Genomic DNA, 15,669 nt, shown 5'->3' on the forward strand with positions numbered 1-15,669 from the left:
TCGTCCCCGGGACCCGCCCGGCCGGCCCCGGGCCGCTTCAGCGCTCCAGGAACGCGAACAGCTCTTCCCAGCGGCCCATGATCTCCGCCTCGGAGAACCGCTGGACGTTGGTCCGCGCCCGGTCCCCCATCGCGTCCCGCATCCGGGGGTTCCCGGTGAGCCGGAGCAGCCGGTCGGCGAGCGCGCCGATGTCGCCGGCGGGCGCCAGCAGCCCGTCCTCGCCGTCGCGCACGATCTCCCGGACGCCCGGCGCGCAGTCGAACGCCGCGCACGGCACCCCGCTGGCCATGGCCTCCAGCAGCGCCAGCGGGAAGCCCTCGCCGCGTGAGGACTGGACGAAGACGGAGGAGGCGGCGAGCGCGCCGGGGACGTCGTCGGTGCGTCCCCGCCAGCCGACCGAGGAGTCGAGCCCCAGACCGGTGCACCGTGCCTTCAGGTCCGCCTCGTCCTCGCCCGTGCCGTACACGTCCAGCCGCCAGTCCGGGCGCTCCGGGGCGACGCGTGCCCAGGCGTCCAGGAGCATGTCGATGCCCTTCTGGTCGGTGAGCCGGCCGATGCTCGCGACCGACTTCTCACTGCGTGGCGAGGGCACCTCCGGCAGGGCGGCCAGGGCGTTGGGCATGAAGCCGACGTTGTTCATCCCGTCGCCCGCCCACTTGTCGGCGTCCTCCTCCGTGAGGACGAGCCAGCGGTCGAGCGGCGGGTAGTGGTTCCTGATCCAGCGGTAGCGGTGGCTCGCCCGCGAGTAGTCGTAGGACTCGTGGCTCATCCCGATGACCCGCAGGCCGCCGGTGTCCGCCTCGCCGACCCACTCCATCGCCCAGACCTGGCTGACGATCACCACCCCGCCGGGCCGGGCGCCGCGGAAGATCTCCGAGAGCTGCTCCACGGCACGCCGCTTCCGCGCGGCGCGCGCGGCCTCCGCACGCCGGGCGGGGAGCCGGAAGCGGTCGCGGAGCCCCTTGGGCGTCCAGGGTGTCGGGGGGTGCTCCGGGTAGAGGGCGGTGACGGGGTAGCCGGGCGGGTCGGGCAGGGCCATCTTCCGCTCGGCCGCGTGGATGCCGATGGTGTGCACCCGGTGCCCCGCCTCCTGGAACAGCTGGGCGGTGCGGTGCATCCAGCCGGTGACACCGCCGAGTTCGTCGGTGCTGTTGGAGACGATGAAGACGTCACGGCTGGGGCTCATCGGCCGGCCTCCCCGGTGGGCGTGGTGCGGGACGGGACGAGGTGCCGGGCGAACACGGTGTCGACGACCGAGCGTGCCGCGTCCCCGCGGTCGTACGCGCCGAACTCCGCCGCGAAGGCGGCGCGTCGCTCCTGGAAGCCGGTGTCCGTGGTCTTCAGCCGGGCCAGCACGGCGAACAGCTCCTCCTCGGTCGCCACCACCGGTCCCGGTGCCTTCTCCCGCAGGTCGAAGTAGCTGCCGCGCTCGGCGGCGTACGTGTCGAGGTCGGGGGTGAACAGGACGATCGGGCGGTCCAGCAGGGCGTAGTCGAACATGATCGACGAGTAGTCCGTGATCAGGACGTCGCTGAGCGCGAGCAGTTCGCTGACGTCGTGGTGGCGCGAGACGTCCACGACGGTCCCCGGCGGGCAGGCGGGCAGGCTCGCCGCCTCCAGGTAGTGGGCGCGCACCAGCAGCGTGTACGTGTCGCCGAAGCGTTCCGCGAAGGCCGCCGCGTCCAGCAGGAGCCGCTGCCGCCTGCGCTTGCCCGGCCCGCCCCGGAACGTCGGCGCGTACAGGACGACCTTGCGGTGGTCGGGCAGTCCGAGCTCGGCCGCGAGCGCCGGGCGGGGCAGCCGGCCCTCGGCCTCGTCCCGGGAACGCGCCGCGAGCAGGACGTCGTTGCGGGGGTAGCCGGTGCGCAGCAGCGTGCTCCCGGGCAGCCGGTAGGCGCGCGCCAGCGTGCGCTCGTCGTGCTCGGAGCGCACGAGGAAGTGGTCGAAGCGGCCCACGGCCTCCTGGAGCCGTTCGCGCTGCGGGGTGTTCTGCAGGCGCACCCGGGTCTCGTCGAACCCCATGCGCTTGTACGCCGAGCCGTGCCAGGTCTGGAGGTAGGTGGTGCCGGAGGGCTTGTCGAGGGGAAGCGGGAACCCTTGGTTGTCGACCCAGTACTCGGCCCGGGCCAGGGCCCACAGGTAGCGCCAGGACCAGCGGCGCACCAGCTTCGCGTCCGCCGGGAAACCCGCCGGGGTGTCGGCGTACGACCAGACGCAGCGCAGCGGGAGTCCGCGGGCGCGCACCTCCTCGTGGACGGCCCGGGGGCTGTCGCCGTAGCAGGTGCCCATGTGGCTCTCGAAGACCACGGAACCCTTGCGCACGGGCAGCCGGAGGAGCCAGGAGCGGTAGAAGGAGGCCTTGAAGCCCCTGGAACGGAGCCGGTCACGGCGCCTGCCGAGGGCCCGCGCCAGGAGCCTGGCCCGCCGGGCCGGGCGGAAGTGCGTGGCGTAGTGGACCAGCCGGCGGGCCGTGCGGGCGGGCCGCCGGCGGGCCTCCAGCCGGAGCGCGAGATGGTTCCGGAGCGTGACGTAGGGCTGCCAGGTGTCCCCCGTCACCCTGCCCAGCCGGGGAAGGGCGGGCGACCGGTCCGCCGGGCCGACGAGGTCGTGGGCGGCGAAGAGGTCGCTCACCGAGCGGGTCCCGCCGTCGTCCACCACCATCCGCACGTCCCACACCGTGTCTCGGGGGCCGAGGGGCCGCAGGAGGCGGGTGAGGTCGGCGCGGGTGGACCAGCTGATCCCGGTGGCGTCGGGCCGCAGCGAGCCGACCGGGGCGCGGAAGGCGCGGGAGCCGTCCCGTACGCGGAATTCCAGGTGGGCCGTGAGCGTGCCGTCCGGGTCGGGTCCGGTGTGCGAGGGCAGCACGAGCCGGCCCGCCAGCAGGACCCGTCGGCCGTCCGCCTCGTAGCGGGTGAGCCTGTTCATCAGCTTCAGCTCGCCGAACGGGCGGTACTGGTGGCCGAGTCCGGTGACGTCCAGCACGGGGTCGGGTCCGCCCGGCCAGTACACCCGGCCGTCGTCCGCCACGGAGAGGGGCGCGGCCACGACGCCCCTCCTGCGCAGCGCGTACGCCGCGGTGAGCACGCCGTCGGCCTGACCGCGCTCCAGCAGCCGGACGCCGACGCGTTCGACGGGCGGGAGGGTGAGCAGGGCCGGCTCCGGGACACTGCCGGGCAGCACCCGGGCCGCCGTCGCCGCGAGGCGTTCGCGTCCCTCGGCGGGCAGCTCCGGGAAGGTGCGCACCAGCGGCACGAGGTGGTCCCGCAGGAAGGCGCGGTCCCGCTCCTCGCGCAGTTCCGTCAGCCCCTGGGCCACCAGCACGTGGCACACCCGCCGGTGCGCCTCCACCAGCCCGGCGAGGTCCCGTCCGGCGTCGGGCAGGGCCCTCCCCGAGACGATCCGGCGGCGTACGAGCGCGATCCGGCCGACGACGGCCGCCGCCAGGGGGCCGAACAGGACCGCGCTGTGGCCGAGGTCCTCGTCGTAGCGCAGCGCGTGCCGCTCCAACGCCGCGCGCCGCAGGCAGAATCCCGTCACCAGGGCGTCGTGCACCGCGAGTTCGGGAGCCTCGGTGAACCGGCCGACGGTGCGGGAGCGGGTGAACAGGGACTGCTGCCAGGAGGGTTCCCGCTCCTTCGTCCCCTCCCCGGTGAAACGGCTCCAGCGCCCGGCGACCAGGTCGGCGCGGGTGCGCGCCCCGGCCTCCCAGAGGTTGCGGCAGGCGTGGTGCTGGAGGCGTTCGCCGACGTCGAGGACGAGGACGTACGTGCCCCGCGCCGCGTCCAGGCCGGCATTGCGCAGGGAGGCGACGGACTCCGTGCCGGGGTCGAGCACCCGGACCCGGTCCGGGGAGCGCCGGATGAGCGCCTCGGCCGCCGTCCGCACGGCCGCGGGAGCGCCGGCGGGCAGGACGACGAGGGCCTCCACGGCGCGCAGGCTCTGGTCCAGCACGGACTCCACGGACGCCGTCAGCGCCTCCTGGCCGCCCTCCGCGGCGGTGATCACGCAGCTGAAGTCGGGCGAGCTCATGCCTGCGCCCCCTTCATCATCCGGTCCACGACCCGGGCCGCGGCCGTACCGTCGTCGAGATCGCAGAACGACTCACGGAAGCGGGCGTAGGTCTCACGGTGACCCGCCGTCGCGGCGTCCGGGTCGCGCAGCGCCTCGACGACCTCCGCGGAGTCCGTGATCAGCGGGCCGGGCGCCCGGTTCTCGAAGTCGAAGCAGAAGCCGCGCAGGGTGTCGCGGTAGTGCTCCAGGTCGTAGGTGTGGAAGAGCATCGGGCGGCCTGTCTGCGCGAAGTCGAACATCAGCGACGAGTAGTCCGTGACCAGCACATCGCTGATCAGCATCAGCTCGGTGACGTCGGGATGGCGCGAGACGTCGCGGACGAAGTCGCTCCCGGGGACGCTCCCGCCCACCAGGTAGTGGCGGCGCACCAGCAGGACGTGGTCCTCACCGAGCGCCGCCCGCGCCTGCTCCAGGTCCAGGTGGAGGTCGAGCCCGTACCGGCCGCCGTGCCTGGGCCTGTCCTCGCGCCAGGTGGGGGCGTACAGGACGACCCGCTTGCCCTCGGGCACACCGAGCGACTGCCGGACGGTGTCGGCGACCTTGGCCCGGTCGGCGGCGTACAGCAGGTCGTTGCGGGGGTAGCCGCACTCCAGCACCTCGCCCGTGTACCCGAACGCCCGGCGCAGGACCGGCGTGGAGAAGCTGTTCGGGGAGACGAGCACGCTCCACTGGGCGGCACGCCGCGGCATGGACTCCATGTACGCGGTGTCCGCGAAGGCCGTGCCCGCCAGGTCACGGCCGATGCGCTTGAGCGGGGTGCCGTGCCAGGTCTGGACGACGAACTGTCCGTCGGCCCGCTCGAACCACTCGGGGAGCTGCGTGTTGGTGACGATCCACCGGCTGCGGGCCAGTGCCTCGTGCCACTCGGCGCTGTGCAGGGCCACGGCGCGTGCCCCGGGAGGCACGGCGGCCTGCTGGTCCCGCACCACCCAGAGGTGCTCCGCGCCGGTGCCGCGCCGGACCAGCTCCTCGTGGACGGCCCGGGGTGAGTCCGAGTACTGGCGCCCGTCGAAGCTGGAGTACAGCACGGCGTCCCGCAGTTCGCCGCCGCGCGCGTCCGCGTACCGCTCGCGCAGCCGGCGCTGCCCGTACGCCCCCCGCTCCGCCGGCGGCAGGGCGCTGCCCGAGTTCAGGGAGAGCCGGTCGTGGAAGCGGCGCTCCAGGGTGAAGCGTCGCCCGCCCCACTCGCGGTCGAGGGGGAGCCCCGCGTGCAGCTGGGGCACCACCCGCAGCGGCAGGTACCGCTCCGGATCCGTCTCGCCCGGCTCCCGGAGGAAGGGGTACCACCGGCCCTCGGCGAGCGGCAGCGCGCCTGCGGCCCCCTCGACGGCCCCGGGGGACAGCGTCGCGCGGAAGCCGGTGTCCGTGCGCTCCACCGCGAAGGTGTTCTCCTCCTGGTGGCCGCTGTGGCGCAGGACGAGCTCGACGGGGCGCTCCCGCAGGGCGGGGAAGGCCCCCTCCAGGGCCAGCCCGGCGTCGTCCGTCCATGCCGCGCGCGTGACGACGGGCCGCACCTCCCTGTCGGTGAGCACCAGGTCTCCGGAGGGGTTGGCGGCGGCCCAGACCTCCCGGCCGCCGGGCAGCGCGTACCGCACGGCGTCGGTCTCCGGACGGGCGGCGACCGTCAGCCGGCGCTTCCCGCCCGCCAGCTCGACGCCCCAGTCGCCGTCGGACCCGGCGAACGTCTCCAGCGGCACCTCGGCGAGGACCGTGCGGCCGTCCGTGCCCTCCCGCGCCACCAGGGGGAACTCGCGGGTCTCCTTGGTGCGCCACTCCCGCATCCGCAGGACCGGGGGGACCTCCTCCCCGCCGAGCACGCGCACCGCGATCCGGATCCCGTCGCCGGTCTCCGTGGGGCCGTGTCCGGCGAGCACGGCGTCGACCTGTTCGGTGCGCAGCTCCAGCTTGTTGCCGGAGAGGAGCGGGACGACGCGGGTGCGCTCGTCCACGTAGCGCACGGCGGGGGGCGCCGGATTGGCGAGGAGCCGCATCGGACCCCGGCGGGGCCGTCCGGCGCCGGCCACGACGGATTCCAGCTTCCAGACGGTCCGGGTGCCTCGCGCGGTGGCCCGGGTGACGAGCCTGCGGGGGTCGACGACGGTCTCGAACCCGGACCGCTCGTAGCGGTGCAGCGAGCGCCCCGATCCGGCCGCCGCCTCGTCCGTCACCGTCCTGCGCAGCCGGAGCGGGACCAGCCGGCGGCCCGAGCGCAGCCACCCCGCCCCGGCCGTTCCGCCCGGGGCGTTGCGGACGTACGCGTACCCCTTGAGGTGCAGCAGCCCGTCCCGCCACACGGCCTCGGTCAGATGCGCGTGGACGGGGAGGTCCTCGGCGGACAGAGCGGTGACCGCGCGCGGGAGCGGGCCCTCGACACCCGGGTACTGGGCCCGCGGCCGCAGCCGCCCCCGGACGTGGAAGGTGTCACGGTCGGTGGACTCGTGGGCCAGGAGGGCGAGGAGCTCCGCGATCCTGCGCTCCCGGATGAGCTGCCACTTGACCCGCAGGTGCAGGGGAAGGGCGCCGAGGACGGCGGGGTCGACCGTGTCGGCGAAGACGTTGGCGTGGGTCAGGAAGGCCTCGTGGAAGCTCTCGTCGCCGTCCGGGAGGGCCTCGATGAAGAGCCACAGGTCGCCGGAGAGCGCGTGCTCGTCGTAGCGCCGCTTCGCCTCCGTCATGCCCCGGTCCGCGAGGAACCGGCTGACGGTGGAGACCGCCGTGACCCGGTCCCGGATGCCCCGGGCCACCGCGCGCCGGGTGGTGATGGAGCCGTCGCGGTCCCGCCAGTGGTAGACCGGCTCCTCCACGACGTCGACGCTCCGGGCCAGGAAGTGGGCCGGCAGGACCACGGCGATGTCCTCGTACAGGACCCCGCTCGGGAAGGCGAAGGCGTGCCGGTCCCAGAAGGCCCTGCGGAAGACCTTGTTGCACGCGATGCGGTCGCCGAGCAGGATCCAGTCCCGGGTGACGTGGGTGGCGCGGCGGGGCGTCTCCATCGGCCTGCGGAACATCGGGGACTGTTCGAGCGCCCCGTTCGCCCGGAGCCTGAGGACGTTGCCGGTCGCGAAGTCCGACCCGGACGCGTCGAGTTCGGCCAGCATCCTGGCGAAGGCCCCCGGCGGGACGACGTCGTCGCTGTCGACGAACGTGAGGAACTCGGCGTCCGGATGGGCCTGTCCGGCCCCCGCGTTGCGCGCCGCCCCGAGCCCCGCGTTCTCCTGCTGGACCAGCCGGAAGCGCGGGTCCCGCCGGGTGAACTCCCGTGCCACGTCGGCACCGCCGTCCGTCGAGCCGTCGTCGATCATGACGACCTCCAGGTCGGCCATGGTCTGCCCGGCGAGCGAGTCCAGGCAGGCTCCGAGGTACTCCTCGACGTTGTAGAGAGGGACGACGACGGTGAGACGGGGTGCCATGGCGCTGCGCACGATCCTTCCGGACGGACGAACGGACTTCCTCTGTAGGCAACGAGCCCCGTGCCGGGGAGGCACGGGGCTCGTCAAGGGGGCACTGGCCGCCCGGGGTCCGGACGGGACCCGCGCGCTCAGGGTTTGACGGCGATGCGGCCCTCGTCCATGCGCAGCAGCAGGAGCTGCTCGCCGGTCTCCTCCAGGAACTCGTCCACGGCCTGGCGTGATCCCTGCCAGTAGCCGTAGTCGTCGATCAGCAGCACCCCGCCGCTCACCAGGCGGCCGTACAGGTGCGCCAGCTCGTGCTTCGTGGACGCGTACCAGTCGGTGTCCAGCCGGAGGATGGAGATCTGCTCCGGCGCCCGCTCCGGGACGGTGTCCTCGACCTTGCCCTGCACGTAGTGGACGCGGTCCTTCGGGTACGGGACCTGCTCGAACCCGGCCCGCACGTCCTCCAGGGAGGCCACGGCCCAGATGGGGCGGTCCTTGCCCTGGGCCTCCAGCAGCTCCTGGGCCGGCCTGCCGTCCCGCCGCAGGTCCTCGGCCGTGGGCGGGGTCATGCCCTCGTACGTGTCGAAGAGGTAGAGGCCGCGGTCCGTCTCACCGAGCGAGAGCAGCGTCCTGGCGCACGCCTGCATGGAACCGCCGCGCCAGACACCGCACTCGACGATGTCTCCGGGGATGCCGTGCTTGACGACGTGCCGGGTCGCGAGGACGAAGGCGTTGAGCCGCTCCGGGGAGGTCATCGTGTACGGCTTGACCGCACGGATGATGTCCTTCGCCTCGTCGTCGTAGTCCGCGGGGAGCTGCGGCGCCTTCTTGGCCGCCTTCGTGGCCGCCGCGGGCTTCGGGGCCGGCTGATCCGCCTGCTTCGGCACCGCCGACGGCTCCCCGGGGGCGGAGCGGGGAGCGGGCAGGGTCGCACGCCTGAGCTGGTACCCGGTGAGTTGCTGAAGGACGCCGTTGACGGCGTTGCGCCAAGCCATGGGGCGGGACAGTACGCGCGTTTTGCGGCTCATGTCACCTTTCGTCAACCTGTCGTTGATGGGGCCGTCCGGCTGTCCGGGCGCCCGCACCGCTCCCTGCCGTCCAGCGGGCGCGGCAGGGGCACCCGGTCCACCCCGCCGGCCCGGTTCGCCCACCACACCGCCGTCTCCCGCACCACCAGGTCGGCGAGGGTGTTCTTCAGCCGGGTGACCGGCCGCCGGTGGGGCTGCGGCCTGCGGAAGACGCCCACCGAGTCGCCCCAGTAGGCGGCCGCGGCATCGATGGAGGAGTAGTCGTGCCAGATGCCCCTGGCCGGCGGGAAGTCCGTGTACGCCTCGCGGAGTTCGAGGCGGGAGTGGGCCGCCATCGCCCGGAACCCGTCCGGGTAGTAGCGCCAGCAGTCCTGCGCGTCGTGGGCGTGGCCGCGCGAGGGCGCGGTGATGAAGGCGTGGCCACCGGGCCTGAGCACCCGGGCGATCTCCATCATCGACACCCAGAAGAACGGGATGTGCTCGAAGGCCTGGCCGGACAGCACCACGTCCGCGCTGCGTGACTTCGCGGGGATCCGGTAGGGCCGGGTCATGACCGCGTCGACGTTGGGGCCGTCGAGGACGTCGACCCCGAAGTAGTCGATGTCGTGGCCGGCCAGGAGGCCGCGGTGGGTGCGGGTCTGCTTGCCGGAGATCCGTGATCCGAGGTCCACGACGCGGTGCCTGCGGTCCTTGGGCAGATACTCCTCGACGCAGAGCCGCATCTGCTCGTAGGCGGACCGGTGCATGAGCCTTCTCCCAACGTTGCGGTGTGCGCGCACTGTTGAGCACAACGACGGAGGGGTGCGGAGGGATCGCCACGTACGGGTGACCCGGCGCACGGGCCGGGTGCCCGGGCGCACGCCGGGGCGCCACCGACGGGTCCGCGCGCCCGGATCCCCCGGCGTTCAGTCCGAGGGCACCGGGAAGACCCGGCGCACGACGCGCTCCGCCGCTCGCCCGTCGTCGTAGGGGCAGAAGCGGCTGCGGAAGGCGGCGCGCAGCGCGTCGGCCTCCGGTGACTTCCAGGCCCCGCTCCGCAGCACCTCGCGGAGCTCGTCCTCGGTGGTGGCGACGGCCCCCGGGGTGTCGCCGGGGCGGCCCGACAGCAGGTCGATGTAGGTGCCGCGGGCGGCGCGGTAGGCGTCCCAGTCGGGCGCGTAGGTGATGATCGGCCGGTCCAGGCAGGCGTAGTCGAACATCAGGGACGAGTAGTCGGTGATCAGCGCGTCGGCGGCCAGACAGAGCTCCTCGACGCTCGGGTGCCCGGTGACGTCGACGACCCGGGCCCCCGGGGCCGTCCCGGCCGTCCGCCCGTAGAAGTAGTGGGCGCGCACCAGCAGCACACAGCCGGGCCCGAGATCACGGGTGAGCCGCTCCGGGTCGAGACGGGGGACGAAGCCCTTGCGGTAGTCGCGGTGGGTCGGCGCGTACAGCAGCACGGTCGATCCGGGCGCGATGCCGAGGCCCGCCCGGATCCTGTCGGACAGCTCCGGAGTCGCCGTGCACAGCACGTCGTTGCGCGGATAGCCGTAGGCCAGCTGCTCGTACGAGGAGGGGTAGACCCGGTCCCAGGTCTCGGTGCTGTGCGGGTTGGCGGAGAGGCTGAAGTCCCACTGGTCGGTGTGGGCGACGATCCGTTCGAAGCTGACGCCGTTGGTGAGGGCAGGGTAGGGGAGCTGGTCCAGGCCCATCGTCTTCAGCGGGGTCCCGTGATGGGTCTGGAGATAGATCTGGCCGGGCCGCTTGGTGAAGCCCCCGGGGAAGCTGGAGTTGTTGACGAGGTACGTCGCGGTGGCCATGGTCCGCCAGTACGCCCGGGAGCCCTCGATGACGTACGGCACGCCGGGCGGCATCCGGTCGCGGTGGCGGGAGGAGACGACCCAGACGCCCCGGATGTGCGGGACCAGTTCGCGCGCCTTGGCGTAGACCGCGGCCGGATTGCAGGCGACCCCCCTGTTCCAGTACGCCCCGTAGACGGCGAGGCGGGGGTCCAGCGGACGGCGCAGGTCGGCGCGGTAGACGGCCGCCATCACGCGGGCGCGCAGCGACTTCCTGCCCGCGCGCGCGGCGGCCCGTGCCCGGGTGCGCCCGGCGCGGACCGCTTCCCGGGCACGGTGTGCCGCGTACCGGCCGGGGAGCCCCGCCGCCCGGAAGAAGGCGGCACGGTCCTGCGGGGCGATCCGGCCCGGGTCGCCGAGCACGGCCGTCAGATGGGCGGTGCGGGCGGCCGTGAGCCGCGGATCGTCGCCGGTCCCGGCGGTCAGGCGCGCGTAGGCGGCGATGACCGCGAAGTGCGCGCGGCCCGGCGTCGTCGAGGACGTGCCGGTGCGGCGCAGGCGGTGGCGTACGCAGATCCGGTCGAGGGAGGCGAGGGTGCCCGCGTCCGAGGCGAGGAGGACGGCGCGGTGGACGGGCACGACGTCGCCGTACGGGCCCTCGGTGAAGCGGAGCCCGTGCGTCTCCCAGAAGGCGCGCCGGAAGAGCTGGTTGCGGGCGGCCGGGAGGGCGTCACCGGGCCGCACCGCCCCCCACCAGTCGACGGTGTCGTGCCCGAGGCACAGCACGTCGGGGCGGTCCCGCGCCAGCCGTGCGGAGATCTCCGCCACGGCTCCGGGGAGGAGCAGGTCGTCCCCGTCGAGGAAGAGCAGATACGCCCCCCGGGCGGCCGCCGCACCGGCGTCGCGGGCGGCGCCGGCGTCGAAGGGGGCGGCGTCGGCGTCGAAGGGGCCGGGGTCGAAGGGGCCGCCGGTGTCCCTGGGGCCGCCTGGGCTCCGGGGGCCGTCCGGGCCGTCCGGGCCGTCCGGGACCAGCACACGCACCCGGGGGTCCTGCCCGGCTACCTCCCGGGCGATGGCGAGGTCGGGTCCGCCGCCGGGCGCACCGACGACGATCAGCTCGATCTCCGGCCCGTCCTCCCCCGGCGTCTGCCCGGTCACGGACTCCAGGGCGGCCCTCAGGTACCCCTGAACGCGGTGGGCGGGCACGACGACACTGAGGAGCATGGGAGCCGAGCGTAACGGGGACCGCGCCGACCGCCCCAGCGATCTTCACCCGTTCGGGTCAGCCGCGTGACTCGGGGCGCTCCCCCGGGTTGAGCCGTGCATGAAGCCACTCCTCAGCGTCGTCGTCCCGGTGCACAACGTCGAGGACTACCTGGAGGAGTGCCTCACCTCGCTGGCCGGACAGTCCCTGAGGGACATCGAGTTCGTGCTCGTCGACGACGGTTCGACGGACGGGAGCCGCCGCGTCGCCGAGGAGTTCGCCGCCCGCGACGACCGCTTCCGCTGCGTCCACCAGCCCAACGCGGGGCTGAGCGCCGCCCGCAACACGGGGGTCGCTCACACCACGGCCGGTGTTCCGTACCTCGCGTTCGCCGACAGCGACGACATCGTCGTCCCCGACGCGTACGAACGGATGCTGGCGTCCCTGGAGGCGACCGGATCGGACCTGGCGACCGGCAACGTGTGGCGGCTCACCGCGCAGGGGAGGCAGCAGGCCTGGCAGTACCGCTGGCTCACCTCCGACCGCCTCCGTACGCACATCACCCGCGATGCCCGGCTGCTGGCCGACCGCGTCGCGTGGAACAAGGTGTTCCGGCGCTCCTTCTGGGACCGGCACGCCTTCACCTTCCCGGTCGGCAGGCTCTACGAGGACACCCCGGTGATGATCCCGGCGCACCACCTCGCCGGGTCGGTGGACGTGCTGCACGAGCACGTCTACCTCTGGCGGGTGCGGGAGGGATCGATCACCCGGCGGCGCACGGACGTACGGGGCGTGCGGGACCGGATCGCGGCCTGCGAACAGGTCAGCGCGTTCCTGGGGTCCCGTGACGCCGCACAGCGGCTGCGCTACGACACCTCGTGCCTGCGCGACGACTTCGTCTACTTCCTGGAGGGGCTGCCGATGGGCGGTCCGGCCTACCGCTCGGCGTTCATGGAGGACGCGGGCGCCTTCCTCGACCGGGCGGGCGACGCGGCCCTGGCGGGGCTCCCGGCCGAGGCGCGCATCCGCTGGCGGCTGGTGCGGGAGCGCAGGGCCGACGAGCTGCTGGCCGTCCTGCAGTTCGAACGGGCCAACGGGACCGGCACGTTCACCGTGGCGGGCCTTCCGGGGCGGCGGCGCGCGGCGCACCCGGGGCTCGTGAGCGGCGGCGGTGTCCCCGCGCGCCTCGGCAGGGGCGATCTGCCCGCCGTGGCCCGCCTGGTGGAGTCGTCGTGGGGCGAGGACGGCAGGCTGCGGCTGCGCGGGTACGCGTACATCCGCAACATCCCGGCCGAGTCCGCCCGGCACTCGCTGAAGGTGGCCCTCGTGCGGGAGGCGGGAGGCAGGCGGCTGCGGGCCGTGCCGGTGCGTACGGTCCGGACGGACCGGGCCACCGCCGACTCGGGCCAGGAGCTGCACCGTTACGACTACGCGGGCTTCGAGATGACCCTCGACCCGGAGCGGCTGGGGGCGGGCACCTGGCTGGTCGGCGTGGTGGTGGCCGGGCACGGCGTCGTCCGGCGGGCCGCGCTGCGCGCCGTGGGGGCGGCGGCGGCGCAGCCGATGGTCCACGACCTGGGCGGGGGCCGCCGCGCGGTGCTCGCCTACCGGGACGGCCGGCTGGAACTGACCGTGACCCGGCTGCCCGCGGTGGCCTCGGGCCACGACGGCCGCCCGGGCGCACTGGAGCTGACGGGCCGGCTGCACGGGGGCGCCCGGCCCACCGCGCTCGTCCTGACCCGTGAGGAGGCCGCCGCGCACACGTGCCCGGTGAGGTGCGGTGACGGGGACGCCTTCAGCGCCCGGATCCCGCTCGCGGCCCTCGCCGCCGAGCCCGCCCCGGTGTCCGGCGCGGCCGGAGGGCCCGGCCCGGACGATGGAGGCCGGTGGCGGGCCTTCCTCCTCACCGACGGCGTCCGCGTCCCGCTCGCCGCGGCCCCCGGCCTGGCGCCGCCCGCCTTCGCGGACGCGTCGGGGAACCTGGTGGTGGAGGTGGCCCGCGAACCGTTCGTGGACCACGCCGGGCCCGCGCCGGACGGCGGGCTGTGCATCGAGGGGACCGGGGCCGGGGCGCTCGTCCTGCGGCACGGTGCACTCGGAGGGACGGTGTCCGTCCCCGTGGAGCGGCGGGAGGGCCGCTTCTCGGCCGTCCTCGCGGCGCCTCCGGGTGAGGGCGACTGGGAGGTGCTGCTGGACGGCCGGCCCGTGCGGGTGGGGGCGGCGCTCGCCGCCGTCCTGCCGATGGGTGCCGCCGGCGCACGCTTCCGCCTCGACCGCCGTCACGGCGACCGGCTGACCGTGCACGGCGCGCCTCCGCTCGGCGAGGCGGAGCGGAGCGCGTACCGCCAGGGCCGCCTGCGGTCGGCGCACTACCCGGCGCAGCGCACGCTGCCGCTGCGGGACGCCGTGCTCTACGTCGGCGAGGGCTCCCCGCGCGCCGTGCACGCCGAGCTCGTGCGCCGGGGCACCGACGCCGAGCACCTCTGGGTGACCGACGGGTCCGCCGGCGACGCCGCCCGCGTCCCGGCCACCGCCGTCCCCGTCGTGGCCCACAGCACCGCCTGGTACGAGGCGCTGGCGCGGGCCCGCCGGATCGTCGCGGCCGGCCAGCTGCCCGCATGGTTCGAGCGCCGGCCGGACCAGACGGTCGTCCAGACCTGGCACGGTCCGCCGCTCGGCCGGTTCGGCCTGGACCTCACGGACAGTCTGTACGCCGACCACCAGGACCTCGCCACGCTGGCGCACCGCTCCGCCCAGTGGTCGGTCCTGGTCTCCCCCAGCGCCTACGCCACCCCGCACCTCCGCCGTGCCCTGGCCTTCGGCGGGGAGGTGCTGGAGGCGGGGTCCCCGGCCGACGACCTTCTCTGCTCACCGGGCCGGGACAAGGCGGCCGAGCGGGTGCGCCGCACGCTGGGCATCCCGGCCGGCCACCGGGTGGTGCTGTACGCGCCGACGTACCGCGACCATCTCGCGCACCCGCCGGCCGGCGGGTGCGCCCCGCAGTACCGCTGGGACCCGGCGCTCGACCTGTCCGCGCTGGCACGGTCGCTGGACGGCCGCACCACCGTGCTGGTCCGCAGGCATCCGCGGGTGACGGGCAGCGTGCCGGCGGACCCGGCCCTGCGTGACGTCTCCGCGCACCCGGACGCCTCCGAGCTCCTGCTGATCGCGGACGTGCTGGTCACCGACTACTCGGGGCTGGTGTTCGGGTTCGCGCACACCGGCCGCCCGATGCTCTTCCACACCTACGACCTGGAGCACTACCGGGACACCGTGCGGGGCTTCTGTCTGGACTTCGAGACGCGGGCCCCCGGGCCGCTCCTCGTCACCACCCAGGAGGTGGCCCAGGCGCTGCGGGCCACGCCGGCCTCGGCGGACCTCCACGCCGACGCGTACGAGAGCTTCCGGCAGGACCACTGCGGCCCCGCCGACGGCGGCGCGGCCCGCCGCGTCGCCGACCGGCTGCTCGGCGTGGACCGGCCGCTCGGCGGGGGCTCGGGATCCCCGCACCCGGTCAGCCCTTGAGCGCCCGTACCGCGGACACCGCGAGGTCGTCCAGATACCCCTTCGGCAGATCGCCGCGGACCACGACGAGGCGCCAGTACAGCGGTCCGACGATGAGATCCAGGGCCCGGTCGGGATCACTGCCCTCCGGGAGCTCGCCGCGCGCCACCGCGGCCCGGACGACCACGGCGGCCACGCCCTTCTGCGGGTCGAGCAGCGCGGCCTTGATGGCGTCGGAGATCTCCGGGTTGCGGGCCGCCTCGACCAGCAGGTCCGGGATCACCTGCGAGGCCACCGGGTGACGCAGGGCGTACGCGGCCAGTTCCAGCACGGCGCGCACGTCTCCGTGGAGCGAACCGGTCGCCGGCGCCGGCATGCCCTGCGCGGCCACGGCCGCGACGAGGTCCAGGACGAGGTGCAGCTTGGACTTCCAGCGGCGGTAGACGGCGGTCTTGCCCACGCCCGCGCGCCGGGCGATGCCCTCGATCGACATCCGCGCGAACCCCACGGCGGCCAGCTCCTCGAAGACGGCGCCGCGGATCGCGTCGGTCACGTCCTCCCGCAGCACCGCGGCACCTGCCGGGGTGCGGCGCCCGGTTCGCCGTTCGGTGGTCATGGCCCGAATGATAGACCGTAACGACGAAACGGTTGCGTTGCGACGTACAAACGTCCTACTGTCAGCGTTGCGA

General features: G+C 74.6%; 8 protein-coding genes. 1 reads left to right on the top strand and 7 read right to left on the bottom strand.

All coding sequences use genetic code 11. The features are described 5' to 3' along the window. Positions 1-37: 37 nt before the first annotated feature. The 6 genes from OG488_RS14805 to OG488_RS14830 all read right to left on the bottom strand — a co-directional run bounded on the left by OG488_RS14805 (position 38) and on the right by OG488_RS14830 (position 11,496). The gene (locus tag OG488_RS14805) at positions 38-1,186 is read right to left on the bottom strand and encodes a glycosyltransferase (protein ID WP_329229496.1); all 1,149 of its coding nucleotides are present in this window, start codon (positions 1,184-1,186) and stop codon (positions 38-40) included. Continuing rightward, positions 1,183-4,029 (bottom strand): bifunctional glycosyltransferase/CDP-glycerol:glycerophosphate glycerophosphotransferase, encoded by a 2,847-nt coding sequence (locus OG488_RS14810; protein ID WP_329229498.1) that lies wholly within the window; start codon positions 4,027-4,029, stop codon positions 1,183-1,185. The genes OG488_RS14805 and OG488_RS14810 overlap by 4 nt, the downstream gene beginning before the upstream one ends. After that, the gene (locus OG488_RS14815; RefSeq protein WP_329229500.1) at positions 4,026-7,481 is read right to left on the bottom strand and encodes a CDP-glycerol glycerophosphotransferase family protein; all 3,456 of its coding nucleotides are present in this window, start codon (positions 7,479-7,481) and stop codon (positions 4,026-4,028) included. Before OG488_RS14815 ends, OG488_RS14810 begins: the two co-directional genes overlap by 4 nt. 128 nt (positions 7,482-7,609) lie before the next feature. Then, positions 7,610-8,494 carry a TylF/MycF/NovP-related O-methyltransferase gene (locus tag OG488_RS14820; RefSeq protein ID WP_329229502.1) on the bottom strand — a complete coding sequence of 295 codons (885 nt, stop codon included), beginning with the start codon at positions 8,492-8,494 and terminating at the stop codon, positions 7,610-7,612. Between the two features lie 11 nt (positions 8,495-8,505). Beyond that, complete coding sequence (locus OG488_RS14825) at positions 8,506-9,240, bottom strand: methyltransferase domain-containing protein (protein ID WP_329229504.1); 735 nt, start codon at positions 9,238-9,240, stop codon at positions 8,506-8,508. Positions 9,241-9,399: 159 nt separating this feature from the next. Further along, positions 9,400-11,496 carry a bifunctional glycosyltransferase/CDP-glycerol:glycerophosphate glycerophosphotransferase gene (locus tag OG488_RS14830; protein ID WP_329229506.1) on the bottom strand — a complete coding sequence of 699 codons (2,097 nt, stop codon included), beginning with the start codon at positions 11,494-11,496 and terminating at the stop codon, positions 9,400-9,402. Positions 11,497-11,596: 100 nt separating this feature from the next. On the opposite strand from OG488_RS14830, the gene OG488_RS14835 reads away from it, so the two are divergent. Further along, positions 11,597-15,001, top strand: a complete 3,405-nt coding sequence (locus tag OG488_RS14835) for a CDP-glycerol glycerophosphotransferase family protein (RefSeq protein WP_329229508.1) — start codon at positions 11,597-11,599, stop codon at positions 14,999-15,001. Here OG488_RS14835 and OG488_RS14840 read toward each other — a convergent pair. Further along, positions 14,991-15,596 (bottom strand): TetR/AcrR family transcriptional regulator, encoded by a 606-nt coding sequence (locus tag OG488_RS14840; protein ID WP_329229510.1) that lies wholly within the window; start codon positions 15,594-15,596, stop codon positions 14,991-14,993. The two genes, OG488_RS14835 and OG488_RS14840, sit on opposite strands and share 11 nt — an antisense overlap. Between the last annotated feature and the right edge of the window lie 73 nt (positions 15,597-15,669).

It is taken from the genome of Streptomyces sp. NBC_01460, from assembly GCF_036227405.1.
In the GTDB taxonomy this organism is placed as follows: domain Bacteria; phylum Actinomycetota; class Actinomycetes; order Streptomycetales; family Streptomycetaceae; genus Streptomyces.

Bases quoted from the DNA above. Each gene is read 5' to 3' on its own strand.
- OG488_RS14840 (WP_329229510.1), bottom strand. From the start codon at position 15,596: ATGACCACCGAACGGCGAACCGGGCGCCGCACCCCGGCAGGTGCCGCG.
- OG488_RS14835 (WP_329229508.1), top strand. From the start codon at position 11,597: ATGAAGCCACTCCTCAGCGTCGTCGTCCCGGTGCACAACGTCGAGGAC.
- OG488_RS14810 (WP_329229498.1), bottom strand. From the start codon at position 4,029: ATGAGCTCGCCCGACTTCAGCTGCGTGATCACCGCCGCGGAGGGCGGC.
- OG488_RS14825 (WP_329229504.1), bottom strand. From the start codon at position 9,240: ATGCACCGGTCCGCCTACGAGCAGATGCGGCTCTGCGTCGAGGAGTAT.
- OG488_RS14805 (WP_329229496.1), bottom strand. From the start codon at position 1,186: ATGAGCCCCAGCCGTGACGTCTTCATCGTCTCCAACAGCACCGACGAA.
- OG488_RS14820 (WP_329229502.1), bottom strand. From the start codon at position 8,494: ATGAGCCGCAAAACGCGCGTACTGTCCCGCCCCATGGCTTGGCGCAAC.
- OG488_RS14815 (WP_329229500.1), bottom strand. From the start codon at position 7,481: ATGGCACCCCGTCTCACCGTCGTCGTCCCTCTCTACAACGTCGAGGAG.
- OG488_RS14830 (WP_329229506.1), bottom strand. From the start codon at position 11,496: ATGCTCCTCAGTGTCGTCGTGCCCGCCCACCGCGTTCAGGGGTACCTG.